This window comes from Hyphococcus aureus, assembly GCF_042643165.1.
GTDB lineage: Bacteria > Pseudomonadota > Alphaproteobacteria > Caulobacterales > Parvularculaceae > Hyphococcus > Hyphococcus aureus.
This window is the reverse complement of the sequence record NZ_JBHRSH010000001.1, coordinates 1,924,270-1,944,471: the sequence shown is the minus strand read 5'-3', so window position 1 is coordinate 1,944,471 and position 20,202 is coordinate 1,924,270. Positions and strand designations below refer to the sequence as shown.

The window sequence follows — 20,202 nt, the reverse complement described above, 5'->3', positions numbered from 1 at the left end:
TATTTTCCCCGTAGGCGGGCGTGAATACAAATTACAGGACAACCCACAGAATGCGATTTTCCGTAATTAGTTCAGTTGCTTACTTTATCGCGACGGGTCTGGCGGCTGCCCTCCTGACGCCGGCGGCGGCGCAAATTCAGACCAATTCCGAGGGTTTAACCAGCGATCAGGTGATTGAGCGTTCCGGCGTACCGCCAAGCGCCGTGGCTGCCGTGGTCAATGACGCTGTGGTCACTACATTCGATGTGCGCCAGCGTATGAAGCTCATGCTCATCTCCGCAGGCGGCCAGATTCCGCCAGAAGCCATGCCTCAAATCCAGGCCCAGGCCCTGCGTGACCTGATTGAAGAACGTCTGAAACTTCAGGAAACTGGGAAGTGGGACCTCGTTGTCGGCGAGGACGAAGTTCAGAATGATCTCTCGCTGATGGCGGCCCAATCCAACATCACTGTTGATCAAATGGTTGACGAACTGGGCAACGCCGGCATCTCGGTGAACACTCTGAAAGAGCAAATTCGCAGCCAAATCGCCTGGCCGCAGCTGGTGCAGGGCCGTTATCGTGATCGGGTGCGCGTTAATGAAGACGAAATTGAGACGACGCTGGAACGCATGCGCGAAGACGTCAGCAAGGAACAGTTCCTTGTTTCCGAAATCTGCATTCCCGTCGACAATCCATCACAGGCCCAGGAATATTATCAGGGCTCATTACAGCTGATCGAACAGATGCGCCGCGGCGTTCCCTTCGCGGTCGTCGCACAGCAATTCTCCGCATGCACGACGGCTGCTGTAGGCGGCGACCTTGGCTGGGTGCGCGCAGGCGAGCTTGATGAAGAGCTCGACAATGCAATCAGGACGTTGCCGCCGGGATCAGTCACCAACCCCATCCCTTCCGACGGCGCATTCATTATTCTCGCAGTTCGCGACAAACGCGCCGCCGCAATTGCAGGCGAACCTACATTCACTCTCGCTTATGCCAGCGCCGATGAATCCCTGGGCAACGCCGCAGCGCACGCAGCGCTTGAAAATATTGAAACTGCTGAAGTCTGTTTCAGCCGAGGCCTCCGAATCGATATGGGTAAAGGGGTCGGTTTCAGCCTTCTGGAAAACGTTACACTCGATAAAATAGATGAGCGTTTCCGCCCTTTCATCGAGGATCTCGAACGGGGCGAGCAGTCTACAGTGATTGAAGCGGACGGCGCTTATCATTCGGCTTATGTTTGCGACAAGGATGAAGGCCTTGGCCTTCCGTCCCGCGCAGCAATTGAAAACCGGATATATTCGCGCCAGCTCGAACGGATTGGCCAACAATATCTGCGTGATATTGAACGCGACTCCATGGTCGACATCCGCTCCTATAACCTGACGCAACCGAACGGCTAGAACCATGCCTGCTCCCCTTGCCCCGGCTCCCTTAGCCGTGACCATGGGTGAGCCCGGCGGCGTCGGCCCGGAAATAACCCTCGCCGCCTGGGAGACCTTGAGGAAAGACAGTGTCTTTTTTGTCATCGCGGACCCGTCACTCTTCCCAGCGGAGAAAATCGCCCTGATTGCCAGGCCCGAAGAGGCTGCGTCGGTTTTTACAAACAAGCTTCCTGTGTTGCCGCTTGAGATGCCTGTCATCGCAACGCCTGGCGCGGCATCTTCCTCAAATGCCGACGCCGTCATCGAAAGCATCACCCGCGCCGTCGCGTTTGCACTCTCCGACGCAGCCTCCGGCGTCGTCACCAATCCCATACAGAAATCAGCGCTGATCGCCGCAGGCTTCAAGTTTCCAGGACACACGGAATTCCTCGCCGATTTAACGAAAGACGCTGCAATGCCGGTCGGGCGTTTGCGCGGTCCGGTTATGATGCTTGCGGGGCCGGAGCTGAAAACCGTCCCGGTCACCATCCATCAATCCGTCATCGAAGCGGCGCGCGCACTCAACACGGACATGATTGTGCAAACCGCAACGGTCACAGCACAAGCGCTCGCTCAGGAATTCGGCGTCACCGCTCCCCGCCTTGCGATTTCCGGACTTAACCCACATGCTGGTGAAGCAGGCGCATTAGGCCGCGAAGACGAGGAGATCATCGCGCCTGCGATTGCAGCGTTAAGAGCTTCCGCTATTGACGCTCGCGGCCCCCTTCCCGCCGACACTATGTTCCACGCCGAAGCGCGGACAACTTATGACGCCGCGATCTGTATGCTGCATGACCAGGCTCTTATCCCGGCAAAGACGATGGCCTTTCATGACGCTGTGAATATAACGCTCGGCCTCCCTATCATCCGTACCTCGCCAGATCATGGCACAGCCCTCGACATCGCCGGCAAAGGGGTCGCCCGCGCCGACAGTCTGATAGCCGCTATAAAAATGGCCGCTGCCATGGTCGCACACCGCACCCCATGAGCGCGCCCCTTCCTCCCCTGCGCGATGTGATTGAGCGCTATGAGCTTGGCGCAAAGAAGTCGCTTGGCCAGCATTTCCTTCTCGATCTCAACATGACGCGAAAAATCGCGCGCACGGCCGATATTGGCAGTGGCGATCAGGTGCTGGAAATCGGCCCGGGGCCTGGCGGTCTCACCCGAGCGCTTCTTGAAACAGGCGCGCACGTCACCGCCATTGAGCGCGATCATCGCTGTATCGAAGCCCTTAGCGAAGTCGCCGCTTTTTTCGACAACAAACTTGCGGTAATCGAAGCCGACGCACTGACCGCAGATGAAACTACATTTCTGGCTGGAAAAACGCCGGTGAAGATTGTCGCCAACCTTCCCTACAACATATCGACGGAGTTGCTGATCAAATGGCTGAAAGCAGGCCCCGCTTTATGGTCCGTAATGGCGCTGATGTTTCAAAAGGAAGTGGCCGACCGCATCCTCGCAGCGCCGGGATCAAAAGCTTATGGCCGACTTTCTGTGATCGCGCAGACGACCTCTGTACCCTCGCGCGCCTTCAATCTTCCCGCGCGCGCCTTTACCCCACCGCCAAAAGTCGACTCCAGCGTCGTTTTATTTGAACAGCCTCGGGAAGGCTTTCCGGCGCTAGGCGCACTAGAGAAAGTAACGCAGGCGGCTTTCTCGCAGCGCCGAAAAATGTTGCGATCTTCACTAAAACCTATTTTCGGCGATAAACTTTCCGAAACGCTCCTGTCAGCCAATATTGAAGAAACACGGCGGGCCGAAGAGCTGAGTATCGATCAGTTCAAGAAACTGGCTCTAGTTATTGCGGAATAAAGCAAGCTCAGCTTTCTTTTGGTTGGCGAACCAACTGCGTTTGCGTCACCACGGCCGCAAGCTTTCCATCCTCACGGAAAACATCCGTCTTCCAGACCTGAAGCGTGCGGCCAAGATTAACTGGCGTTGTCACGGCTTTCGCGGTCTGCCCAACCGGAATTGCGCGCAGAAAATTAGTTTTACTTTCAATTGTCGTCGTCATGAACCCCTGCGGCATGTTCATGAAAGCGCCGATTCCGCCCATATTATCGGCGAAAGCCATAATAGCGCCGCCATGGAGCGTCGCCGGTATTGTGCAGTGATCAGGCGTCACCAGCAGTTCACCTTCAATGCGTTCTTTCGTCACCAGCGTCATCGTCACACCCATCATTTTTGCGAAGGGTGCGTTGTTCTGATTGAACGCGCTGGCGAGGTTTTCTTCGCTCATCTGATCCTCATATCCATCGGCGCACACGCCGCGCATAAGCGTCGTATTGTGCGCCGAAACGGCCGTGCAAATAATGCTCTTCCTGCCGAATGATGATAGTCAGTCCAACAAAACTGACAATCACCGCAACTGCAGTCAGAGGCCCGGGAGCTGCTAAAAGTCCGCCGATAAGAAAAAGCATCACACCGAGATAGACCGGATTTCGAGAAAAGCGGTTGAGGCCGCCCACTACCAGCGCGTCTACATGATTTTCCGCCCCCGGGACGCCCACCCGCCAAGACCGGCCCATACCGGCCTGACTGGCGAGTATGATCACTGCGCTGAAAATAAGAAGCCCCAGCGCAGCCCAGGGCGCCGGTGACTCTCGCGTCGCGACAAGATCGTCCAACACCGGAAAAGGCGCACGAAAAACAAAGTAGAGATCGAGAACGCCCGCCCCTGCGATCAAACAACGCTGCATCCAGTTGGTGTTTCGCTCTGCGACGGCGTTCGGATTGACGCCGCGTAGTCTCAGAGCAATGCCAAAAGCAATCATCCAGCCCATCAGAAGAATGACGATTAAGGCGACCCGCCAGGCCAGCATTTCTTGAGACATACGCCGCTCCGCTTTCCAAAGAGCGACAGGTAAAAACTTTTAAGCGTAAAACGCAAGATTTATCCGCATAAAGAGTAATGTTATCCCGAATGTATGTTATATAAAAACTTCTCAGGCCGCATGAATCAGAACAGCTACTAGCAGGGCCGTATCGTCACCGCGATTGACCCAGCCATGGTTGGTTGCACGCTGGATCACAACATCGCCGGGCTTCAACCCCACCGCCTCGCCATCATCAAGCAGCAAATCCACAATTCCCTTCACAAGCACGATGACATCGAGAGACTGAGTCTTGTGCATCGCCGGATGCCGGGTCGTGTCAACACGGCAATGGCCAGCCCCAACAGCGCCAAAACCGAAGGCTGCAGATGCTTCAAGCTCTTCGATGGTTTTGGCCGGATCTTCGCGTGCAATCGTAAACCAGCGCACTTTTACCGACCCCGGATCCGGCTCAAGCCTCAAATCCGCGTCAGCCAAATGATCCTTAGCATCCAGGAGCCTGGCCTCATCAAGATCAGCGGACCAGATTTCAGCCAGCCCCGCCTCCTCGAGCGCAACCAGTTTTGCGGCGGCGCCATCAATCAATACGCGTGAACGGCCTTCTTTATTGTTATCCGTAACGATGCGGCGGAGCGATTGCCAATCCATGATTACTCAATAACCGCAGGCGCGATGCGCGCAACAACATCACTGGCGTCATAAAAATCACCGTCTTCCGGAGGCTCGCCTTCGCCCATCAACACCTCAAGACGCGTGGTGAAATAATCGCGCCCGCCGATCTTGCCGAGATCGCCGCTTACGCCAACGCCGACGCCTGTGCTGCGCCCATAAGAGCCGCCCCCCACCCCCGCGCCGATGCCCACACCGCCGCGCTGTTCACCCGTCGTATTGCGGCCGATAACACGGAACCAGTCATAACCATTTTGCAGCGCCAGTTCGCCCGCGCGTTTTAGCGCATAATCCTCAACGGCTTCGGGCGGCATGTCGCCAGACCCACGATAGGTAATGCGATAGCGGTTGGATTCGATCCGTGTTTCTTCATAACCAAATCCTTTGGGGTCCGCCGGACCGTAATTCGCGGGCCCCACCGTGGCGCAAGCAGCGAGCGACATCGCCGCGGCCAAAATGATAAGCTTGTTCATAAAAGCCTCCCATAACTCGCAAAATGTTAGCACCAGGCCAGAGCTCACGCAAAAGATGCATGCCCCTATTATACGAGCCGCGCCGGAGCGTAGGCTTTCAAATTACGGTTTTTACGCGAGATATTTAGTACAGCCTGAAATTAGCAGAATCTCGCTTGCGCGCCTCAGCCGAATCACCCAGCGTCATTTTGCGGGAAGAGTGCGTGAGTGAGGGGGAAATGGACCGTATGGCTGATTGCGCCTGCTATCCTGTGCTCCGATCACCTTTGGTCGGCTTGCTTCCGCCGCCCTATTCAGTGACTGCCTCCGCTAAAACGGATAAAATCATACTTATGTCCGATAATAGCGCCGGATCGGCGCAACAAAATTTTTTGAGGAGGGGAATGTGAAAAACCCATCAACCGCCGATATTGCGGAACTAAAAACCCGCGCCAATGACAAACGATTTGAGTCGCTTGTTGAGAATTATGTCAGCACCCTTTCCCGGCTGCGGGAAATTGGCCGTGAGCAACCCGCAGAAGCGACACGCCAGGCACAGCTTGATAGCGAAGAAACAGAGCTGCTTAGCGAGAATGAGCAGTTGATCAACACGGCCTGCGCCATGAAAGCGGAAAGCCTGGCAGGCGTCAGAAACAAGCTCGAACTCTGGCGCATGGATGTTCTTGGCGCCACTCCCGCCGAAAATCCGTCCGATCAACTCATTCTCTCCGTCATTGACGATCTGGAGCGGTTGATCAGGCGGCAGGCAGGTTAATGCCTGCCGCCTAGCTTCTAGATGCGATCAGGACCGACGCGCACTACGGCCTTACCGAAATTCTCGCCTTTGAAAAGACCTATAAAGGCTTCAGGCGCTTTGCCTAAACCTTCATAGACGGACTCCTGAAACTTGATTTTGCCTTGTGCGAGAAGCGGCGCCACTTCCATGGCGAACTCCATCACCTTGTCCATATATTCAGACACGATAAAGCCCCGGATCATGACACCGCGCCCGACGACATTGATCAGGTTCGGCGGGCCGGGTTCTGCTTCCTTGTTATTATATTGAGCAATCATCCCACACCACGCCATACGTCCCCCCAACGCAATGCAGTTCAGCGCCGCCTCAAGATGCATGCCGCCGACATTTTCGAAATAGCAGTCAACGCCTTTAGGCGCTGCTTCCGCCAGCGCCTTCGTCAGTTCAGCAGCATTCTTGTAATCCTTGTAGTTCAGTGCGACATCGACGCCCGCCACTTTTTCGAGCCAGTCGCATTTTTCCTTCGAACCCGCAGAAGCGATAACACGGCAACCTTTGGCTTTCCCGAGCTGGCAGACGACAGAACCAACAGCCCCGGCGGCGCCCGAGACAAACATCGTCTCCCCTTCTTTCGGCTTCAGGATTTGCGTCACGCCCGACCAAGCCGTGAGCCCCGGCATACCGAGAACGCCAAGATAGGCGGAAAGCGGCGCCATTCCCGGATCGACTTTTTGGGTGCGCTCACCCTTTGAGACGTAATATTCTTTCCAGCCGCCCAGGAAATCGACGACATAATCGCCCGGCGCAAAGCCGTCGATATTCGATTCGACCACTTCAGAAACAGCGCCCCCTTCAAGCGGGCGGTCCAGCGAAAATGGCGGAATATAACTTTTTACGTCTGGCCGCATCCGACCGCGCATATAAGGGTCAACTGACATCCAGACAGTGCGGCAAAGCATTTCCCCAGGCCCCGGCGCCGAAACCTCGAAATCGCTTTCAACAAAGTCACTCTCCGCAGGCATCCCCGCCGGATACGCTTTCAGAAAAACCGCTTTTGATCGCCGCTCGCCCATCATCTTCTCCATTAATACCGCCTGCTTGGCTGCACAGGCGCTTTTCCCGCACCCTATGGCATTCCGCCCTCCTCGCAAGAGCGTGATGCACCTAGCCCGCTTTGGCCCAAATCCGCCCCTTCTCCGCCTCATTCTCGCCTTGCCTGAACGGTTAATTAATTTTTGACAAGGCGGCAGGGGCCGCATGTGGTTGAGTTAGAAAAGCGAATTTCACGCATCCCCCATGCGAAGGAGATAGATCATGAAGAATCTGATTGTGGCTTCCGGCGCGCTAATGCTCGCCGTGACGGGCTGCCAGTCCACCGGCGAAGGCGCGTTTACAGGCGCAGTTCTTGGCGCCGCTGGCGGTGCGATCGCTGGCGAGATTTTCGCTGGCAGCCCCGGCAAAGGCGCAGCCTATGGTGCGCTGGTTGGCGCGGCGCTAGGCGCCTATGAGGGCTGCTCACGCGCCGGCACTTGCTGGGGCCGCGCCCGCGATAACGGTTATCGTCAGTATGATCGCTATTCAGGCCGGTATTATTATGAAGACCCGGAATATGGCGACACCTATTGGGAGGATGGCTCCTTCCGTGAATATGGCCGCAATCCACCCCGTCGCCGCGGCTACTGATCCCACAGGTTAGTTGCGTAAGCGAACGGCCCGTCTCGGCGGAGGCGGGCTGTTTGCTATGCACAAGATTGCATAGCGGAAAGCTTCGGAACGATACTGCAAACTCTCGTGTTGCCATTCATGTGCGCTCCGCAACAGGAGCAGTGAGATAGGGAGCACCCCATGAAACTTGTTCTTACCTCAGCCATCAGTGGAATAATGCTGGTTTCCGCCTGTACACAGTCAGGCACAGCAGAAAGAAACGCGGTTTATGGCGCCGCTGCAGGCGCGGCTGCAGGCGCCGTCGCCGGTGAAGTGATTGCAGGCAAACCCGGCCGAGGCGCGGCGTATGGCGCCGCGATCGGCGCTATCGGCGGCGCAATCGTCGGTTGTGAACGCTCGAATGAATGCTGGAACCGCGCCAAGAACGGCGACCGCCGCTATTATGATGAGCGCGCCGGCCGTTATTATTATGTCGACCCCCAATATGGCGACACCTGGTGGGAGAACGGTGAGTTCCGCTCCTATGGGCGCGGCAGACCGTAAAAAGATCAAATCGCCATACGCTCGCAGGTTTAATCAAGCTGCGGGCGTTTTTTTCTGCCCTTACCCATCTGGCTCAGTGCAATTAAAGTCATTGTGGGAACAAACGCATCCGCCTGTCCCGTCGGATCGGCGAGCTCCCAGAAAGCAAAAAGGCCTGGCCAGCCCCATAGCGCTACAGCAGCCACGCCCAACACCGCATCGAACCCCATTTCAAAGCCCGGGATAATGATCCCCATACGGCCGATGGTGAAGTCCGCAAGGTCGAGTATAACTGCGATCACAAGCTTGGCCAGGTCCGTCCTCATGCAGCCACATCCATTTCGGTTTTTTCCCGTATGAAAGCCGCCGCTTCGCGGATTGATTTCATCGCCTCGGGAAAGCGGCCCGGAAAGATTGGCCAGACATGGATCAACCCTTTCTCCGTCACGAGTTTAGATTGCACCCCTGCGGCCGACAGTCTTTCTTGAAGCCTTGTTGAATCATCCCGTAAAACTTCGCTGTCGCTGACGAAGATCAACATAGGCGGCAACCCTGTAAGATCAGCATAAAGCGGCGATGCTAGCGGCGCTTTCGGGTCGGCAGCGGCGAGATACCGCTTTGCGCCCTCAACAATATAAACCTTTTTGAACATGGCATCTGATTTCTCATTCTCGTCGAGAGAGGCGCCGGTCGTAGCGAGGTCCGTCCATGGCGAGAGCAAGAGCGCGCCCGCAGGGCTCGGCAGCCCACGCGCCTTGATGGACAAGAGCAGCGCCAACGCCAGACCGCCGCCAGCGGAATCACCGCCAATCACAAGCTTTGCGGGATCCCGCCCCTCCCCTAACAGCCATTCATAAGCGGCGACCGCGTCATCCACCGCAGCAGGAAAAGGATGTTCCGGCGCCATGCGATACTCGAGTGAGAAGATCTCGGCCTGTGCAGCTTTTGCAAGTGAATAGGTAAAGGCGCGATGAGACCTTGGCGACCCGAAAACATACCCTCCGCCATGGATATAAAGCACAGTCCGGCCGGGCTCTGCATTTTCAGCCCGGTGCCATTCTCCTTTGACCGCGCCCTCAACCACATCGCAAGAAACACCTGCTGGCGGTTGTTTCGGCGCCAGCGCGTCCGCCCCGTCACGCAAGGTCTTCGCCTCCAGGAGGTGGATCGGCTTCGACTTGAACGTCGCCTTCATTACCCAATTGAACAGAACCGCCTGAATGCTCGGCATGCCGCCTCCCTTTTTCTAAAGGGTAGACGTTTCTCTCAAGAGGGAAAAGCCTTCAAGGCATCAACTCAGTTTCGATAACGCAGCCCAAAGCCAAAGGTTCTGGTTTCACCGGGGAAATAACGATCATTACCAAAGGCGAAATCCGCACGCTCAGCGTAAAGTTCATTGGTTACATTACGCACCATGACAAAAGCGGCAAGCGCCTCCGTGAGCCCCAGTTCGGCGCGCAGGTTGAAAATATCATGACCCTCATATTTATGGTCATTGGCCGCATCCGTAAAATAAGATCCCATCGCGACCCACTCAGCCTCCGCCATGATGCGGTCCACAGGCCGCCATTGAAGTCGCGTATTCGCCATGACCCGCGGCGCCGTATCCACATCGTCGCCAAAGCTGATCGCCTCGGTCGCATTGCCGACAGGTCTATCAAAACGATACGTGTGCTTTGCATAAGTAAACGCACTTTGCAGGGTCAGCGTTTTCAATAGATCAATCCGGACATCCGCTTCCACGCCGACATGGCGCGTCTTTCCGTCAGCCACATTGAACCCATCGGCGTCCCGAAAGAAAAAATTGTCCTTGTCCATGAAGAATCCGGCGAGTTCGAGATTAATCCGCTCGCCAAACGCGCCGCGAAAGCCAAGCTCAACTGCATCAATCGTCTCAGGGCGCGCCTGGTCGCCGGTCTGGTTGATTTGCAGGCGGTACAGATCTGTCGTCTGGGGCGGACGAGCACCGCGCGCATAGCTGACATAAACCGAAGCATCATCATCTAGTTCATGACGCAATGAGAATTTCGGGCTCGCCGTAACAAATCTATCTGTTTGATCGGGAAGCCGCAGAAAGCGCCCGACGACATCACTATCCGTCATGTTGTCATATTTATAGATTGTGCCGTCAACGCGGATCGCGGCGCTCGCTGTAGTGCGCGGCCCCAAAGCATGTTCGCCCTGCACAAACCCGGAAGCGTTTACGGCCTTGACGTCATAATCGTAATGAAGGCCCGGCGTATATGAAAACACCTGCGGCATTGACTGGAACTCGGACAAGAACCCGTCCGTATATTCCGCATCGATCCCGGCAATGAGCGAAAGAGGCCCGACATCATGATAAACCGCGCTCTGAACCCCAACACTCTTATGTCCATTTTTCTCAAGCGCGTTTGACGGCAAAAAATGCTGGGGAAATTCCATCTCGCTCCAGCGCGCATATGGCGTCACTTGAATGCGTGTTTGCTCACCAGCGTCGAACTCGATTGTAGACTGGAGCCGCGCCGCCTTGGCGTCGCGATAGGCCTGCGGAAAATCATTGGTTTTGCGCAGCTCTTTGTCCTTGAGGGTCGCCGCCCCAAAAATGAAGCCTGCGGTTTCCTGTTCAAGATTATCGAAGGAAAAGATCGTATCCACGCTGACGCGGCCATCATCATAAACATGACGCAAGGTCAGCTTTTGCTGGTCGAGCCCCGCATCGACACGGTAGCCAGCTTCGGTAGTGACTGAAGCAGCCGCATAAAGACCATTGGCGCCTTCAGTTCCTGAAACACTGCCTTTGAATTTGTAGCGGTCCTGGGTGTCGCCATAAGCTTCCGCAAAAACCGAAAAATTCTCTGACGGCGATGGCGTCAGCACATTAACGACGCCATGAATAGCGTTGGCGCCATAAAGCGCGCCGGACGGTCCGCGCACAATCTCGATACGGTCTGCAATTTCATAATGAGCATCGAACAGCCCATTGATATTAGCAAACCCGGCAGAACGGATGGCGACGCCATTTTCAAGAAAGAGAAATGAGCCGGCACCCGCGCCTGATGTGAGGACGGGCGACCGGATAGCCGTCAATTGTTCAGCGCCGGAGCCGCGATGAAGCGTTACGCCCGGCGCACGCGACAATATCTCCGAAATATGGTCGGCATCGATAAGCTCAATATCATTGGCGGTAATTGCCGTAATGCTCTGCGGCACATCAGACAAAGCTGTGGCGCGCCGCTCGGCAGTAACGACAATCCCGTCTTCAGCCAGGACCGGCGTCAAGGTCGTGACCGACAAGAGACAAGCGCAAAAGACAGAAAGATTCTTCACAACCGGGAACTCGCTTCAACTCGCAGCCCCAGCCTTACTATTTCCGCTCGTATTTCGCCACCTTTTGCGAAATTGAACCAAAGATAGAGTGGCCATTCTTGTCCTTCATCTTGATTTCGACCGTGTCGCCGAATTTCATGAAAGGCGTTTTGGCCTCGCCGTCGTAGATTGTCTCAATAGTACGAATTTCTGCAATACAGGAATATCCGTCACCACCGTCAGCGATAGACTTGCCCGGCCCGCCGTCGAGCTTATTAGAAACTGTGCCTGAGCCAATAATAGCGCCAGCGCCCAGCGGCCGGGACTTTGCGGCATGAGCGATCAGTTGCGGGAAGTTGAAGGTCAGGTCCTTGCCGGCATTCGCCTGTCCGAAGGGCTCGCCATTGTAGCGCACCAAGAGCGGCAGATGAACGGCGCCCCCATCCCAGGCGTCACCCAACGCATCGGGCGTCACGGCCACCGGCGTAAAAGCCGATGAGGGTTTCGATTGGAAAAAGCCAAAGCCTTTGGCCAGTTCCGCCGGAATAAGGCCGCGCAAGGAGACGTCATTCACCAACATAACAAGGCGGATATAACCCTTAGCCTCTTCTGGTGTGACCCCCATAGGCACATCGCCGGTTATAACGGCGATCTCCGCCTCCATGTCTATGCCCCAGCCTTCATCCGTTGGCATGACAATATCGTCGCGAGGACCTAAAAATGAATCAGATCCGCCCTGATACATCAGCGGGTCTTCATAAAAACTCGCCGGCACTTCGGCGTTACGTGCTTTCCGAACAAGCTCTACATGGTTGATGTAGGCGGAACCATCCGCCCACTGATAAGCTCTTGGCAATGGTGATGCGCATTCACGCTCATGAAAGCGCTCGACAGGGACTGAACCAGTTTCAACGCCATGGGCCAATTCGCGCAAGCCGGGCTCACAATGCTCCCAATCATCAAGCGCCGCTTGCATGGTCGGCGCGACACGCTCTGCGTCCGTGTAGCGTGTTAAATCGTTGGAGACGACAACCAGCCGTCCATCGCGGCCGCTCTTCAAAGATGCGAGTTTCACAGATTGAATTCCTTTTTCAATATGGACGCCAACTGCATCGCAGCGTCTTTATCCAATTGTATGGTCTGGCTCGTCTTACCCGGTATTTGACGCTTATCTCGGCCATACATGTCAATCTGTAAGAGACGTCGGCCATCTCGTTCAAAGCTAAAGTACTCTGCATCTATCTCATCATGCGTACTATAGCGATCACGTTCACCTTTAACGAAGGCTTTTATCTTTGCCATATAGGAGCCTGTTTATATTCACTGTATTTTCATTGCGCAGGATTTAACCGATAGGCCCAAAAAAGCAAAGCCCGCCGGCGCAAAAACGCCAACGGGCCGATCAATGAAAATCGTTAGTTCTACCTGATCCGAACAACAGCTCGCGTACGGCTCACTTCATATTTGCGGCCGCCTTCATCATAACACCAATAAGCATCGTAACGAGCTCTGTGACCGTCATGCCACGTATATTGGAAGGCCTTGTAGCAGTCATAACCGCCATAAGCTTCGTAATAACGGTGACGTCGCCGAGGCTCTTCATAGGCATACCATCTGCCGGAACGATGGCCTTTATAAGTATACGGATCGCCTACCCGGACATCAACGCCGAGATCGACATCGGCGCCTACCCCCAGACTGACTTGTGCATGAGCCGGCGCGCTCGCTAACATCGCCCCCGCCAGAACGGCGAATGAAACTTGCTTCAACATATCGTCGTCTCCGTTTCTGCTGATAGAGGAGAAACGGCCTGGGGACGCAAATGTTCCGTGGCGAAAATGAGGCGCTGAACAAACAGCTAGAATGTCCCGAAAAACCTCCCTTTTATAATCATTTTTCTTTTTGAACTCTCGGTAATCACTCGCAAATTAGGACACTGCACGGGTCAGTGTACCCCGTCACTGATCTCCGCCGGAAAGTGCCGCGCCGCACCAAGGACAATGGCGAATCAATATCACGTCCCTGCCGCCGTCATGCACTATTAGCGCAAACTGATTGAGACCTTCATTATAGGCGATGAGGCTGTCCGGGCACTCAAACGGATCGTCATGCTCGGAACAATTCATCTCCAGCGCCGCCTGCATGGATTCACAACACAGGCTCTCAGGATCGGGGTGCTGTGTGCGCGCCGTTTCAGTCATTCCCGCGCCAGCTGTTCACATAGTCCAGATTTTCAACAGCGCCAGCGCTCTCTCCAATATTCAGCGGATCACGCGTGTCGACCATAACTGCATACTCATCCGTCGCCGGCTTTTTCTGCTCGAGCATATTTTTCAGCGCCTTTGGGTGGGGGCCGTGCGTGAAGCCTGAAGGGTGAAACGTCATCATCCCAGCATCAATATTGTCGCGACTGAAGAAATCGCCGGCATGATAGAACAGCACCTCATCATAATCGTCGTTATTATGGAAGAACGGCACTTTCAATGCGCCGGGATCGGTCTCGAAGGGACGTGGTGCGAAAGTGCACACGACAAACCGATCAGACAGAAATGTTGTATGGGCTGAAGGCGGCACATGATACCGATGCGACATAATCGGGCGGATATCGCGGACATTCAATTGAACCGGCGAAAGCTCTCCATGCCAGCCAACAACATCCAGCGGATTGTAAGGATAGGTGGCGACTGAAACCTCCCCACGCTTTTTGATTTCAACGCGTGTTTCGCCATCATCCGCCTGATGCGCCTTGAAAGCGCCGTTGATTTTTGGCGCATTCATTACAGCCGGGTCGAAAATTGCATGCGGTCCGAGAAGGCCCTTATCCGGCAGCGTGTAATGACTGTTGGTGGCTTCAATCATAAGGATTGACGCGAGGCTCGACGGCGCGAGCCGCCACATGGTCCCTCGTGGCAGCATAATGTAGTCGCCAGCTTCAAATTGCAGATGGCCGTAATCGCAGAAGAGATCACCCTTCCCTTCATGCACAAACAACAACTGGTCCCCGTCGCCATTGCGCGCCAGTGACGGCATCGCACTATCTAGCTTCCAGTATCTGATTTCTGTCGCGTTGTTGTGGAGAATGCGCGGCGCTGCCCATGGAGAGGGATTAGCGCCTTTCATTGCAGCTAGATCGAAAGCGCGCGGGCGCAGCGGCCCTTCGAAATTCACCCAGCCCGTAGGTGGGCGACGGTGATGCATGAACGCTGCGGGACCGAAAAACCCTTCTTTGGAGATTTCGCGCTCATAGGTGCCGTCTGGCATGTCAGCATGCGCCTGCCGAGAAGCTTCGCCTTCAACCCGGCTTGGGGTGATCCATCTGCGCGACATCCGCTCTCCTTCGGCCCTTTCGCTTCAAGTGGCCCATTTGGTCAAATTAGTAACATTTGTTACCATTTTTTTTGCCGGCAAGCAAGCCGACTTACACCCAGATGAGCTACGGGGAAAAGCCGCCCTTCCCCTTGCGGCGGGCCTTTGGTAACGCGTGTGCGAGCGCGTCTTGCCTGCGCCAACACGGGACCCATTTTAGGGGCCAGACAATATTCGAGGAATAGCCGTGAAGAAGACCCCTTTGCTGATTCTGGGCTCCGGGCCCGCCGGCCTCACCGCCGCCATCTATGCCGCCCGAGCAGGGTTAAAACCGCTGCTGGTGCATGGACTCCAACCCGGCGGTCAGATGACCATCACCACCGATGTTGAGAACTATCCAGGTTTTGCGGATGTCATTCAGGGCCCTTGGCTGATGGAACAAATGCAAACACAGGCCGAGCATGTGGGCACGGAATTCGTCAACGACCTGATTACCGATGTGGATCTGTCAAAACGCCCCTTCACGCTGAAAGGCGACGGCGGAGAGACCTATGTAGCCGACGCGCTAGTCATTGCTACTGGCGCTCAGGCGAAATGGCTCGGCCTTCCCTCTGAACAGAAATTTCAGGGTTTCGGGGTTTCCGCCTGCGCCACCTGCGACGGTTTTTTCTATCGAAATAAAGATGTCCTAGTTGTCGGCGGCGGCAACACCGCTGTTGAAGAAGCGCTTTATCTTTCAGGCCTTGCGAAAAAAGTAACGCTTGTCCATCGCCGCGACGAGTTACGTTCGGAGAAGATCCTTCAGACACGGCTCTTCAATAAAGAAAATATTGACGTTATCTGGGATCACAAGCTTGACGATATTCTTGGAGACGAGAACCCTCTCGGCGTCACGGGCGCACGCCTTAAAAACGTCAAGACTGGCGAAACTCAGGAGATTAAAGTTGATGGCGTTTTCATCGCCATCGGGCACAAACCGTCAACTGAACTTTTCGAGGGCAAGCTCGCCATGAAAGATCATGGCTATCTTGTCACCGAACCAGATTCGACAGCGACTGCGATCCCCGGTGTGTTCGCCGCTGGCGACGTAACCGACGATATTTACCGTCAGGCGGTGACCGCCGCAGGCATGGGCTGCATGGCCGCGCTAGAAGCGGAGAAGTTTCTCGCCGCCCAGGAAGCCGCGCTCGAAGCGGCGGAGTAAACCCTAACCCGCCACATTCGCGTCCATATTGATCATCCACTGAACGCCGTAGCGATCCGTTACCATACCGAAATAGGAGCCCCAGAAGGTTTCCTGCATCGGCATCGATTCCTTGCCGCCGTCTTTCAGCTTGTCAAAAGCTGCGTCTGCTTCTGCGCGCGATGACGGCGTGAAAGAAATCGAAAAATTATTGCCTTTCACGAGCGAGCCCGCGTGCCCCTGCGCCCTGTCGGATCCCATCAACACATTGTCGCCTAGTGGCAATGACACATGCATGATCCGGTTTTTTTCATCTTCAGCGACGCCCACCATCTCCGGAGGTCCATCTGAAAAACGCTGTTTTACGGCAAACTCGCCACCGAACACGGATTTGTAATAGTCGAACGCTTCTTCGCAATCGCCGTCAAAGGTCAGGTAGATATTGAGGCTCATGGGCTATCCCCAGTTCTCTCAGGAAAGCTTCAGCATAGCCCTTGTTTGCGACGGCGTCGCGACTTCCCGCCCCGCTTCGCGCGCATATTTCGCGAGAGCTTCGATCATCGGCCCATTGGAGGAGGCTTTCTCGCCGTCCGGCAGATAGAAGCAGTCCTCGAGACCCGTGCGTAAATTGCCGCCGAGCTCGGTTGCACGCCGGTGCACCGGCCAGACGTCTTCGCGGCCGATGACCGTCGCCTGCCACGACATGCCGTCCTTTTTATACCTGATGAGGAACGGCAACAGATCCGGATCCGCAGGCATGCCTGACGCAACGCCCATGACAAAATTATAGTCAGCGTGATCGGTCATGCCGTTCTCGATATAAAGCCCCACCGAGCGAACAATGCCGATGTCGAAACATTCAAACTCCGGGATGATGCCGATATCATTCATCACATCGATGAAGTCTTTCACTTTCGACGCGGGATTGTCGAACACCATGGGCGGCCAGGCCCATGAGCCGTCTTTCCGGGTTTTCAGATAATTCAGCGTACCGGCGTTGCAGGCCGCCATTTCCGGTTTGCAGGCGCGCAGATAGTCGAGAACATATTGATATTCCGAACCGACGACGCCGGTGGTCATGTTGATAACGACGCCAGGGCACGCAGCGCGAATCGCTTCGTTTATTTCGGTACAGATCGCCGGGTCCCAGGTGGGCAGATGTCCTTTGCCCTTTTCCTGACTGCGATAATGCACATGCATAATCGTTGCGCCGGCGTCGAAAGCGCGTTTGGCCTCCGCCGCCATTTGCTCCGGCGTTACCGGCACAGGATGTTGTTCGGGATTGGTCAGCACGCCCGTCAGCGCGCAGGTGATGATCGCTGTATCTGACATTTACGCCTCCGCTTTCAGCGCGACAAGTTTCGCGCGGATCACAACCTGTTCGCCTTCCTTCGCCAGCACCTCGGCGACGATGCCGTCTCTTGGCGATTTCAACTGATGCTCCATTTTCATCGCCTCGACAGTAGCAACCACTGTTCCCTTGGAAACGGGATCGCCCGGTCCGACGCGAACGGAGGTGACAAGTCCCGCCATGGGCGCTTTCACCACATCCTCCCCGCCGGCGTTTTCGCTCGCGGGAGCGAGTGTGAAATCCGTATAGCGCTCCCAATCGCCGTCCGTCTCGATTTCTAGATGATAGTGATTGCGCACAAAGCGCGCGACGCCAATGCGGCCTTCATGGCGGTAATGGATCGTGGTTTCGCTTTTGGATAAGACTTCAATCGCCGCCTCTTCGCCGTCATTCGTCGCCGTAATTTTCGCGCCGTCTAGCCTGATGTCAGCCTTGATGATCTGTTGCCCTGTTGTGACAAGGTGCAGGGGAAAGCCACAGGAACCCCGTGAATGCCAACCAGTGAGCTGGTCGCCGAATGGCAAGTCGACAAGCGCGGCGCCGGCAAGCGCAATCGCCGCCGCGCCGCCAGGTGCGTTGCGTTTCGACAAACGCTCAAGATTTCTCTCTATATAACCTGTGTCGGCCTCTCCTTTGTCGAAGGCTTCGTCTTCGAGGAGTGAAACAAGAAAATCCCGGTTGTGGGCGAAACCGAGCAGCACTGTTTTCTTCAATACCGTAGTAAGCTTCAGGCGCGCTTGATCACGCGTCGTCCCATGGGCGATGACTTTTGCAATCATGGGATCGTAAAATGTCGTGACTGTGTCGCCCTCTTCAACGCCGCCATCGACTCGCACGCCCACGCCGTCCGGAAAATCAAGCAGGCGTATCTTTCCGGAATAGGGCATGAAACCCTGCGCCGGATCTTCGGCGTAAAGCCGCGCCTCCATGGCCCAGCCGTCAAAGTGCACGCCTGTTTGATCAACGAGCAGTTTCTTTCCTTCGGCGACATCGAGTTGCCAGGCTACAAGATCGAAGCCTGTCACCATCTCCGTCACCGGATGCTCGACCTGAAGCCGCGTGTTCATTTCAAGGAAGTAAAATTCATCCCGTGCAGGGTCGTAAAGAAACTCCACTGTTCCGGCGCCGACATAGCCTACGGCCTGCGCTGCTTTAACTGCGGCGGCGCCCATTTGCTCCCGCTTTTCCGGCGTGATGACCGGCGACGGCGCTTCTTCGATCACCTTCTGATTGCGCCGCTGAAGCGAGCAATCGCGCTCGCCGAGATGGATGCAGTTGCCATGAGCGTCAGCGAAAACCTGAATCTCCACATGGCGCGCGCCGAGAACCGCACACTCAATCAGAAGCCGGTCGTCAGCAAACGCGCTCTTGGCTTCCTTGCGCGCCGAAGCGATGGCGTCTGCAATCCCAGCCTTGTCCTGCACAATGCGCATGCCGCGCCCACCACCACCGGCGGAGGCTTTCACCATCACCGGAAAACCGAGCTTTTCAGCTTCCTTGATAAATACTGCATCGGACTGATCGTCGCCCTGATAGCCGGGGACGCAAGAAACGCCCGCCTCGATCATCCGGCGCTTCGCAATCGCCTTGTCGCCCATGGCGGCGATGGCGGTTGCGGGCGGGCCGACAAAAATCAGCCCTGCGTCGGCACACGCCTTGGCGAAGTCCGCGCGCTCCGAAAGAAATCCATAGCCCGGATGCACCGCATCGGCGCCGGTGTTTTTCGCTGCGGCTATCACAGCCTCGATATTGAGATAGCTATGCGCGGGCTCCGGCGCGCCGATATGAACCGCTTCATCGGCCATGCGGGCATAAAGCGCATTTTCGTCGGCGTCCGAATAAACGGCGACAGTTGCAACACCCCTCGCCCTCGCCGTCTTGATGATGCGGCAGGCGATTTCACCACGATTGGCGATGAGGAGCTTGCGGATCGGCGTCATGCTTGTTTCGTCGCTGAGAATGCCTCAAGCCAGGGCGGCGTCGCTTTCTGGGCAAACGCCATCGCACCCTTGCGCCCTTCGCCGCGCAGGCATCGCGCAAAGTCTTCGGCAGCTTCATCCAGTTGCACTGGGTCGATCGGAGCCGCGGCGCGATTGAAAATCGCTTTTGTGGCGGCGTTCGCTTCCGGCTCGCAGCGGCCGATGGAGGAAAGCGTTTCGGCGAGGGCACCCTCGATCCCCGCATCGCCATTCACCACTCTGTCGATGAGCCCGATGCGGCAGGCTTCCTGCGCGCCGAAATGAGCGCCGGTCAGACCGAGACGCCGAGCATTGCAAAGCCCCATGCGCCGCACCAGAAACGGCCCAATCTGCGCCGGAGGCACACCAAGAGTCGTTTCGGATAATGAAAACCGCGCATGAGCCTCAGCGATAGCGACATCGGACACGCTGATGAATCCGTTGGCGCCGCCAAACGCCGATCCTTCCACCAATGTCACTAGCGCCTGCGGGATTGCGTCGAGCTTTAACAATACATCTCCGAAAACCCGGTTGCTTTGCGCAATAGGATCCGCGGTGCCGTCAGGCGGCTCCGACGCCATCACCATCTGCCCGAACTCCTTGATGTCGCCGCCCGCGCAAAACGATCCGCCGGCACCGCGCAAGACGACCATCCGAATCTCACGATTGCCTTCGAGCCAATCGCAAAGCGTCATCAAGCCATCCATGATCGCGAAGTTGATTGCATTCTTCGCCTGCGGACGGTTTAGCGTCACGACCAGCGCCGATTGGCGCCGCGACAAAAGAAGATCATCAAGTTCAGGCAGCGCAGTCATTT

23 protein-coding genes are annotated in these 20,202 nt (G+C 56.0%); 7 read left to right on the top strand and 16 right to left on the bottom strand.

Annotated elements, in window-relative coordinates:
* The first annotated feature begins 50 nt into the window (after positions 1-50).
* Genes ACFOOP_RS09575 through rsmA form a run of 3 tightly spaced genes read left to right on the top strand, consistent with a single transcriptional unit; the run spans position 51 to position 3,212 of the window.
* Positions 51-1,379: a peptidylprolyl isomerase gene (locus ACFOOP_RS09575; protein WP_379880718.1), complete on the top strand. Its 1,329-nt coding sequence runs from the start codon at positions 51-53 to the stop codon at positions 1,377-1,379.
* Positions 1,380-1,383: 4 nt separating this feature from the next.
* On the top strand, positions 1,384-2,388 hold the full coding sequence (pdxA, locus tag ACFOOP_RS09570; protein WP_379880716.1) for a 4-hydroxythreonine-4-phosphate dehydrogenase PdxA: 1,005 nt from the start codon (positions 1,384-1,386) through the stop codon (positions 2,386-2,388).
* Positions 2,385-3,212, top strand: a complete 828-nt coding sequence (gene rsmA, locus ACFOOP_RS09565; RefSeq protein ID WP_379880715.1) for a 16S rRNA (adenine(1518)-N(6)/adenine(1519)-N(6))-dimethyltransferase RsmA — start codon at positions 2,385-2,387, stop codon at positions 3,210-3,212. The genes pdxA and rsmA overlap by 4 nt, the downstream gene beginning before the upstream one ends.
* 7 nt (positions 3,213-3,219) lie before the next feature.
* Here the strand turns inward: rsmA and ACFOOP_RS09560 are convergent, their stop codons facing one another.
* From ACFOOP_RS09560 to ACFOOP_RS09545, 4 genes are all read right to left on the bottom strand, one after another.
* Positions 3,220-3,639 carry a PaaI family thioesterase gene (locus ACFOOP_RS09560; RefSeq protein ID WP_379880714.1) on the bottom strand — a complete coding sequence of 140 codons (420 nt, stop codon included), beginning with the start codon at positions 3,637-3,639 and terminating at the stop codon, positions 3,220-3,222.
* A gap of 7 nt (positions 3,640-3,646) precedes the next feature.
* Positions 3,647-4,234 (bottom strand): methyltransferase family protein, encoded by a 588-nt coding sequence (locus ACFOOP_RS09555; protein WP_379880713.1) that lies wholly within the window; start codon positions 4,232-4,234, stop codon positions 3,647-3,649.
* 111 nt (positions 4,235-4,345) lie between these two features.
* Positions 4,346-4,882 (bottom strand): cupin domain-containing protein, encoded by a 537-nt coding sequence (locus ACFOOP_RS09550; RefSeq protein ID WP_379880712.1) that lies wholly within the window; start codon positions 4,880-4,882, stop codon positions 4,346-4,348.
* A gap of 2 nt (positions 4,883-4,884) precedes the next feature.
* Positions 4,885-5,376, bottom strand: coding sequence for a CC0125/CC1285 family lipoprotein (locus ACFOOP_RS09545; RefSeq protein WP_379880711.1), 492 nt, complete (start codon positions 5,374-5,376; stop codon positions 4,885-4,887).
* 385 nt (positions 5,377-5,761) lie between these two features.
* On the opposite strand from ACFOOP_RS09545, the gene ACFOOP_RS09540 reads away from it, so the two are divergent.
* Positions 5,762-6,130, top strand: a complete 369-nt coding sequence (locus ACFOOP_RS09540; protein ID WP_379880710.1) for a hypothetical protein — start codon at positions 5,762-5,764, stop codon at positions 6,128-6,130.
* 17 nt (positions 6,131-6,147) lie between these two features.
* On the opposite strand, the gene ACFOOP_RS09535 is transcribed toward ACFOOP_RS09540, so the two are convergent.
* Positions 6,148-7,197: an NADP-dependent oxidoreductase gene (locus ACFOOP_RS09535; RefSeq protein ID WP_379880709.1), complete on the bottom strand. Its 1,050-nt coding sequence runs from the start codon at positions 7,195-7,197 to the stop codon at positions 6,148-6,150.
* Positions 7,198-7,426: 229 nt separating this feature from the next.
* On the opposite strand from ACFOOP_RS09535, the gene ACFOOP_RS09530 reads away from it, so the two are divergent.
* Together ACFOOP_RS09530 and ACFOOP_RS09525 are read left to right on the top strand one after the other, a co-directional pair.
* On the top strand, positions 7,427-7,795 hold the full coding sequence (locus tag ACFOOP_RS09530; RefSeq protein WP_379880708.1) for a YMGG-like glycine zipper-containing protein: 369 nt from the start codon (positions 7,427-7,429) through the stop codon (positions 7,793-7,795).
* A 162-nt stretch (positions 7,796-7,957) separates the two neighbouring features.
* Positions 7,958-8,320 (top strand): YMGG-like glycine zipper-containing protein, encoded by a 363-nt coding sequence (locus ACFOOP_RS09525; RefSeq protein WP_379880707.1) that lies wholly within the window; start codon positions 7,958-7,960, stop codon positions 8,318-8,320.
* 29 nt (positions 8,321-8,349) lie between these two features.
* On the opposite strand, the gene ACFOOP_RS09520 is transcribed toward ACFOOP_RS09525, so the two are convergent.
* The 7 genes from ACFOOP_RS09520 to ACFOOP_RS09490 all read right to left on the bottom strand — a co-directional run bounded on the left by ACFOOP_RS09520 (position 8,350) and on the right by ACFOOP_RS09490 (position 14,914).
* Positions 8,350-8,625: a hypothetical protein gene (locus ACFOOP_RS09520; RefSeq protein WP_379880705.1), complete on the bottom strand. Its 276-nt coding sequence runs from the start codon at positions 8,623-8,625 to the stop codon at positions 8,350-8,352.
* Positions 8,622-9,530 carry an alpha/beta hydrolase gene (locus tag ACFOOP_RS09515; protein ID WP_379880704.1) on the bottom strand — a complete coding sequence of 303 codons (909 nt, stop codon included), beginning with the start codon at positions 9,528-9,530 and terminating at the stop codon, positions 8,622-8,624. Before ACFOOP_RS09515 ends, ACFOOP_RS09520 begins: the two co-directional genes overlap by 4 nt.
* Before the next feature lie 65 nt (positions 9,531-9,595).
* Entirely contained in the window at positions 9,596-11,608 is a 2,013-nt protein-coding gene (locus ACFOOP_RS09510; protein WP_379880702.1) for a TonB-dependent receptor, read from the bottom strand.
* 37 nt (positions 11,609-11,645) lie between these two features.
* Entirely contained in the window at positions 11,646-12,662 is a 1,017-nt protein-coding gene (locus ACFOOP_RS09505; RefSeq protein WP_379880701.1) for a fumarylacetoacetate hydrolase family protein, read from the bottom strand.
* A gap of 346 nt (positions 12,663-13,008) precedes the next feature.
* Positions 13,009-13,359: a hypothetical protein gene (locus ACFOOP_RS09500; protein ID WP_379880700.1), complete on the bottom strand. Its 351-nt coding sequence runs from the start codon at positions 13,357-13,359 to the stop codon at positions 13,009-13,011.
* A 186-nt stretch (positions 13,360-13,545) separates the two neighbouring features.
* The gene (locus ACFOOP_RS09495) at positions 13,546-13,788 is read right to left on the bottom strand and encodes a DUF6980 family protein (protein WP_379880698.1); all 243 of its coding nucleotides are present in this window, start codon (positions 13,786-13,788) and stop codon (positions 13,546-13,548) included.
* Complete coding sequence (locus ACFOOP_RS09490) at positions 13,781-14,914, bottom strand: homogentisate 1,2-dioxygenase (protein ID WP_379880697.1); 1,134 nt, start codon at positions 14,912-14,914, stop codon at positions 13,781-13,783. The genes ACFOOP_RS09495 and ACFOOP_RS09490 overlap by 8 nt, the downstream gene beginning before the upstream one ends.
* Positions 14,915-15,134: 220 nt before the next feature.
* Between ACFOOP_RS09490 and trxB the strand changes: the two genes are divergently transcribed.
* Positions 15,135-16,097: a thioredoxin-disulfide reductase gene (trxB, locus tag ACFOOP_RS09485; RefSeq protein ID WP_379881547.1), complete on the top strand. Its 963-nt coding sequence runs from the start codon at positions 15,135-15,137 to the stop codon at positions 16,095-16,097.
* A gap of 3 nt (positions 16,098-16,100) precedes the next feature.
* Here the strand turns inward: trxB and ACFOOP_RS09480 are convergent, their stop codons facing one another.
* The 4 genes from ACFOOP_RS09480 to ACFOOP_RS09465 are packed head-to-tail and all read right to left on the bottom strand — an operon-like array spanning position 16,101 to position 20,200.
* Positions 16,101-16,529 carry a VOC family protein gene (locus ACFOOP_RS09480; RefSeq protein ID WP_379880696.1) on the bottom strand — a complete coding sequence of 143 codons (429 nt, stop codon included), beginning with the start codon at positions 16,527-16,529 and terminating at the stop codon, positions 16,101-16,103.
* A gap of 18 nt (positions 16,530-16,547) precedes the next feature.
* Positions 16,548-17,408 (bottom strand): beta-keto acid cleavage family enzyme, encoded by an 861-nt coding sequence (locus tag ACFOOP_RS09475; protein ID WP_379880695.1) that lies wholly within the window; start codon positions 17,406-17,408, stop codon positions 16,548-16,550.
* Positions 17,409-19,367: an acetyl/propionyl/methylcrotonyl-CoA carboxylase subunit alpha gene (locus ACFOOP_RS09470; protein ID WP_379880694.1), complete on the bottom strand. Its 1,959-nt coding sequence runs from the start codon at positions 19,365-19,367 to the stop codon at positions 17,409-17,411.
* Positions 19,364-20,200 (bottom strand): enoyl-CoA hydratase/isomerase family protein, encoded by an 837-nt coding sequence (locus tag ACFOOP_RS09465; RefSeq protein WP_379880693.1) that lies wholly within the window; start codon positions 20,198-20,200, stop codon positions 19,364-19,366. Before ACFOOP_RS09465 ends, ACFOOP_RS09470 begins: the two co-directional genes overlap by 4 nt.
* Between the last annotated feature and the right edge of the window lie 2 nt (positions 20,201-20,202).

What these genes read in the sequence shown, in the direction of transcription:
- ACFOOP_RS09535 (WP_379880709.1), bottom strand. Translation starts at nt 7,197, where the DNA reads ATGGAGAAGATGATGGGCGAGCGGCGATCAAAAGCGGTTTTTCTGAAA.
- ACFOOP_RS09500 (WP_379880700.1), bottom strand. Translation starts at nt 13,359, where the DNA reads ATGTTGAAGCAAGTTTCATTCGCCGTTCTGGCGGGGGCGATGTTAGCG.
- ACFOOP_RS09475 (WP_379880695.1), bottom strand. Translation starts at nt 17,408, where the DNA reads ATGTCAGATACAGCGATCATCACCTGCGCGCTGACGGGCGTGCTGACC.
- ACFOOP_RS09560 (WP_379880714.1), bottom strand. Translation starts at nt 3,639, where the DNA reads ATGAGCGAAGAAAACCTCGCCAGCGCGTTCAATCAGAACAACGCACCC.
- ACFOOP_RS09550 (WP_379880712.1), bottom strand. Translation starts at nt 4,882, where the DNA reads ATGGATTGGCAATCGCTCCGCCGCATCGTTACGGATAACAATAAAGAA.
- ACFOOP_RS09520 (WP_379880705.1), bottom strand. Translation starts at nt 8,625, where the DNA reads ATGAGGACGGACCTGGCCAAGCTTGTGATCGCAGTTATACTCGACCTT.
- rsmA (WP_379880715.1), top strand. Translation starts at nt 2,385, where the DNA reads ATGAGCGCGCCCCTTCCTCCCCTGCGCGATGTGATTGAGCGCTATGAG.
- ACFOOP_RS09490 (WP_379880697.1), bottom strand. Translation starts at nt 14,914, where the DNA reads ATGTCGCGCAGATGGATCACCCCAAGCCGGGTTGAAGGCGAAGCTTCT.
- ACFOOP_RS09465 (WP_379880693.1), bottom strand. Translation starts at nt 20,200, where the DNA reads ATGACTGCGCTGCCTGAACTTGATGATCTTCTTTTGTCGCGGCGCCAA.
- ACFOOP_RS09470 (WP_379880694.1), bottom strand. Translation starts at nt 19,367, where the DNA reads ATGACGCCGATCCGCAAGCTCCTCATCGCCAATCGTGGTGAAATCGCC.
- ACFOOP_RS09545 (WP_379880711.1), bottom strand. Translation starts at nt 5,376, where the DNA reads ATGAACAAGCTTATCATTTTGGCCGCGGCGATGTCGCTCGCTGCTTGC.
- pdxA (WP_379880716.1), top strand. Translation starts at nt 1,384, where the DNA reads ATGCCTGCTCCCCTTGCCCCGGCTCCCTTAGCCGTGACCATGGGTGAG.
- ACFOOP_RS09525 (WP_379880707.1), top strand. Translation starts at nt 7,958, where the DNA reads ATGAAACTTGTTCTTACCTCAGCCATCAGTGGAATAATGCTGGTTTCC.
- ACFOOP_RS09515 (WP_379880704.1), bottom strand. Translation starts at nt 9,530, where the DNA reads ATGCCGAGCATTCAGGCGGTTCTGTTCAATTGGGTAATGAAGGCGACG.
- ACFOOP_RS09575 (WP_379880718.1), top strand. Translation starts at nt 51, where the DNA reads ATGCGATTTTCCGTAATTAGTTCAGTTGCTTACTTTATCGCGACGGGT.
- ACFOOP_RS09530 (WP_379880708.1), top strand. Translation starts at nt 7,427, where the DNA reads ATGAAGAATCTGATTGTGGCTTCCGGCGCGCTAATGCTCGCCGTGACG.
- ACFOOP_RS09495 (WP_379880698.1), bottom strand. Translation starts at nt 13,788, where the DNA reads ATGACTGAAACGGCGCGCACACAGCACCCCGATCCTGAGAGCCTGTGT.
- ACFOOP_RS09480 (WP_379880696.1), bottom strand. Translation starts at nt 16,529, where the DNA reads ATGAGCCTCAATATCTACCTGACCTTTGACGGCGATTGCGAAGAAGCG.
- ACFOOP_RS09555 (WP_379880713.1), bottom strand. Translation starts at nt 4,234, where the DNA reads ATGTCTCAAGAAATGCTGGCCTGGCGGGTCGCCTTAATCGTCATTCTT.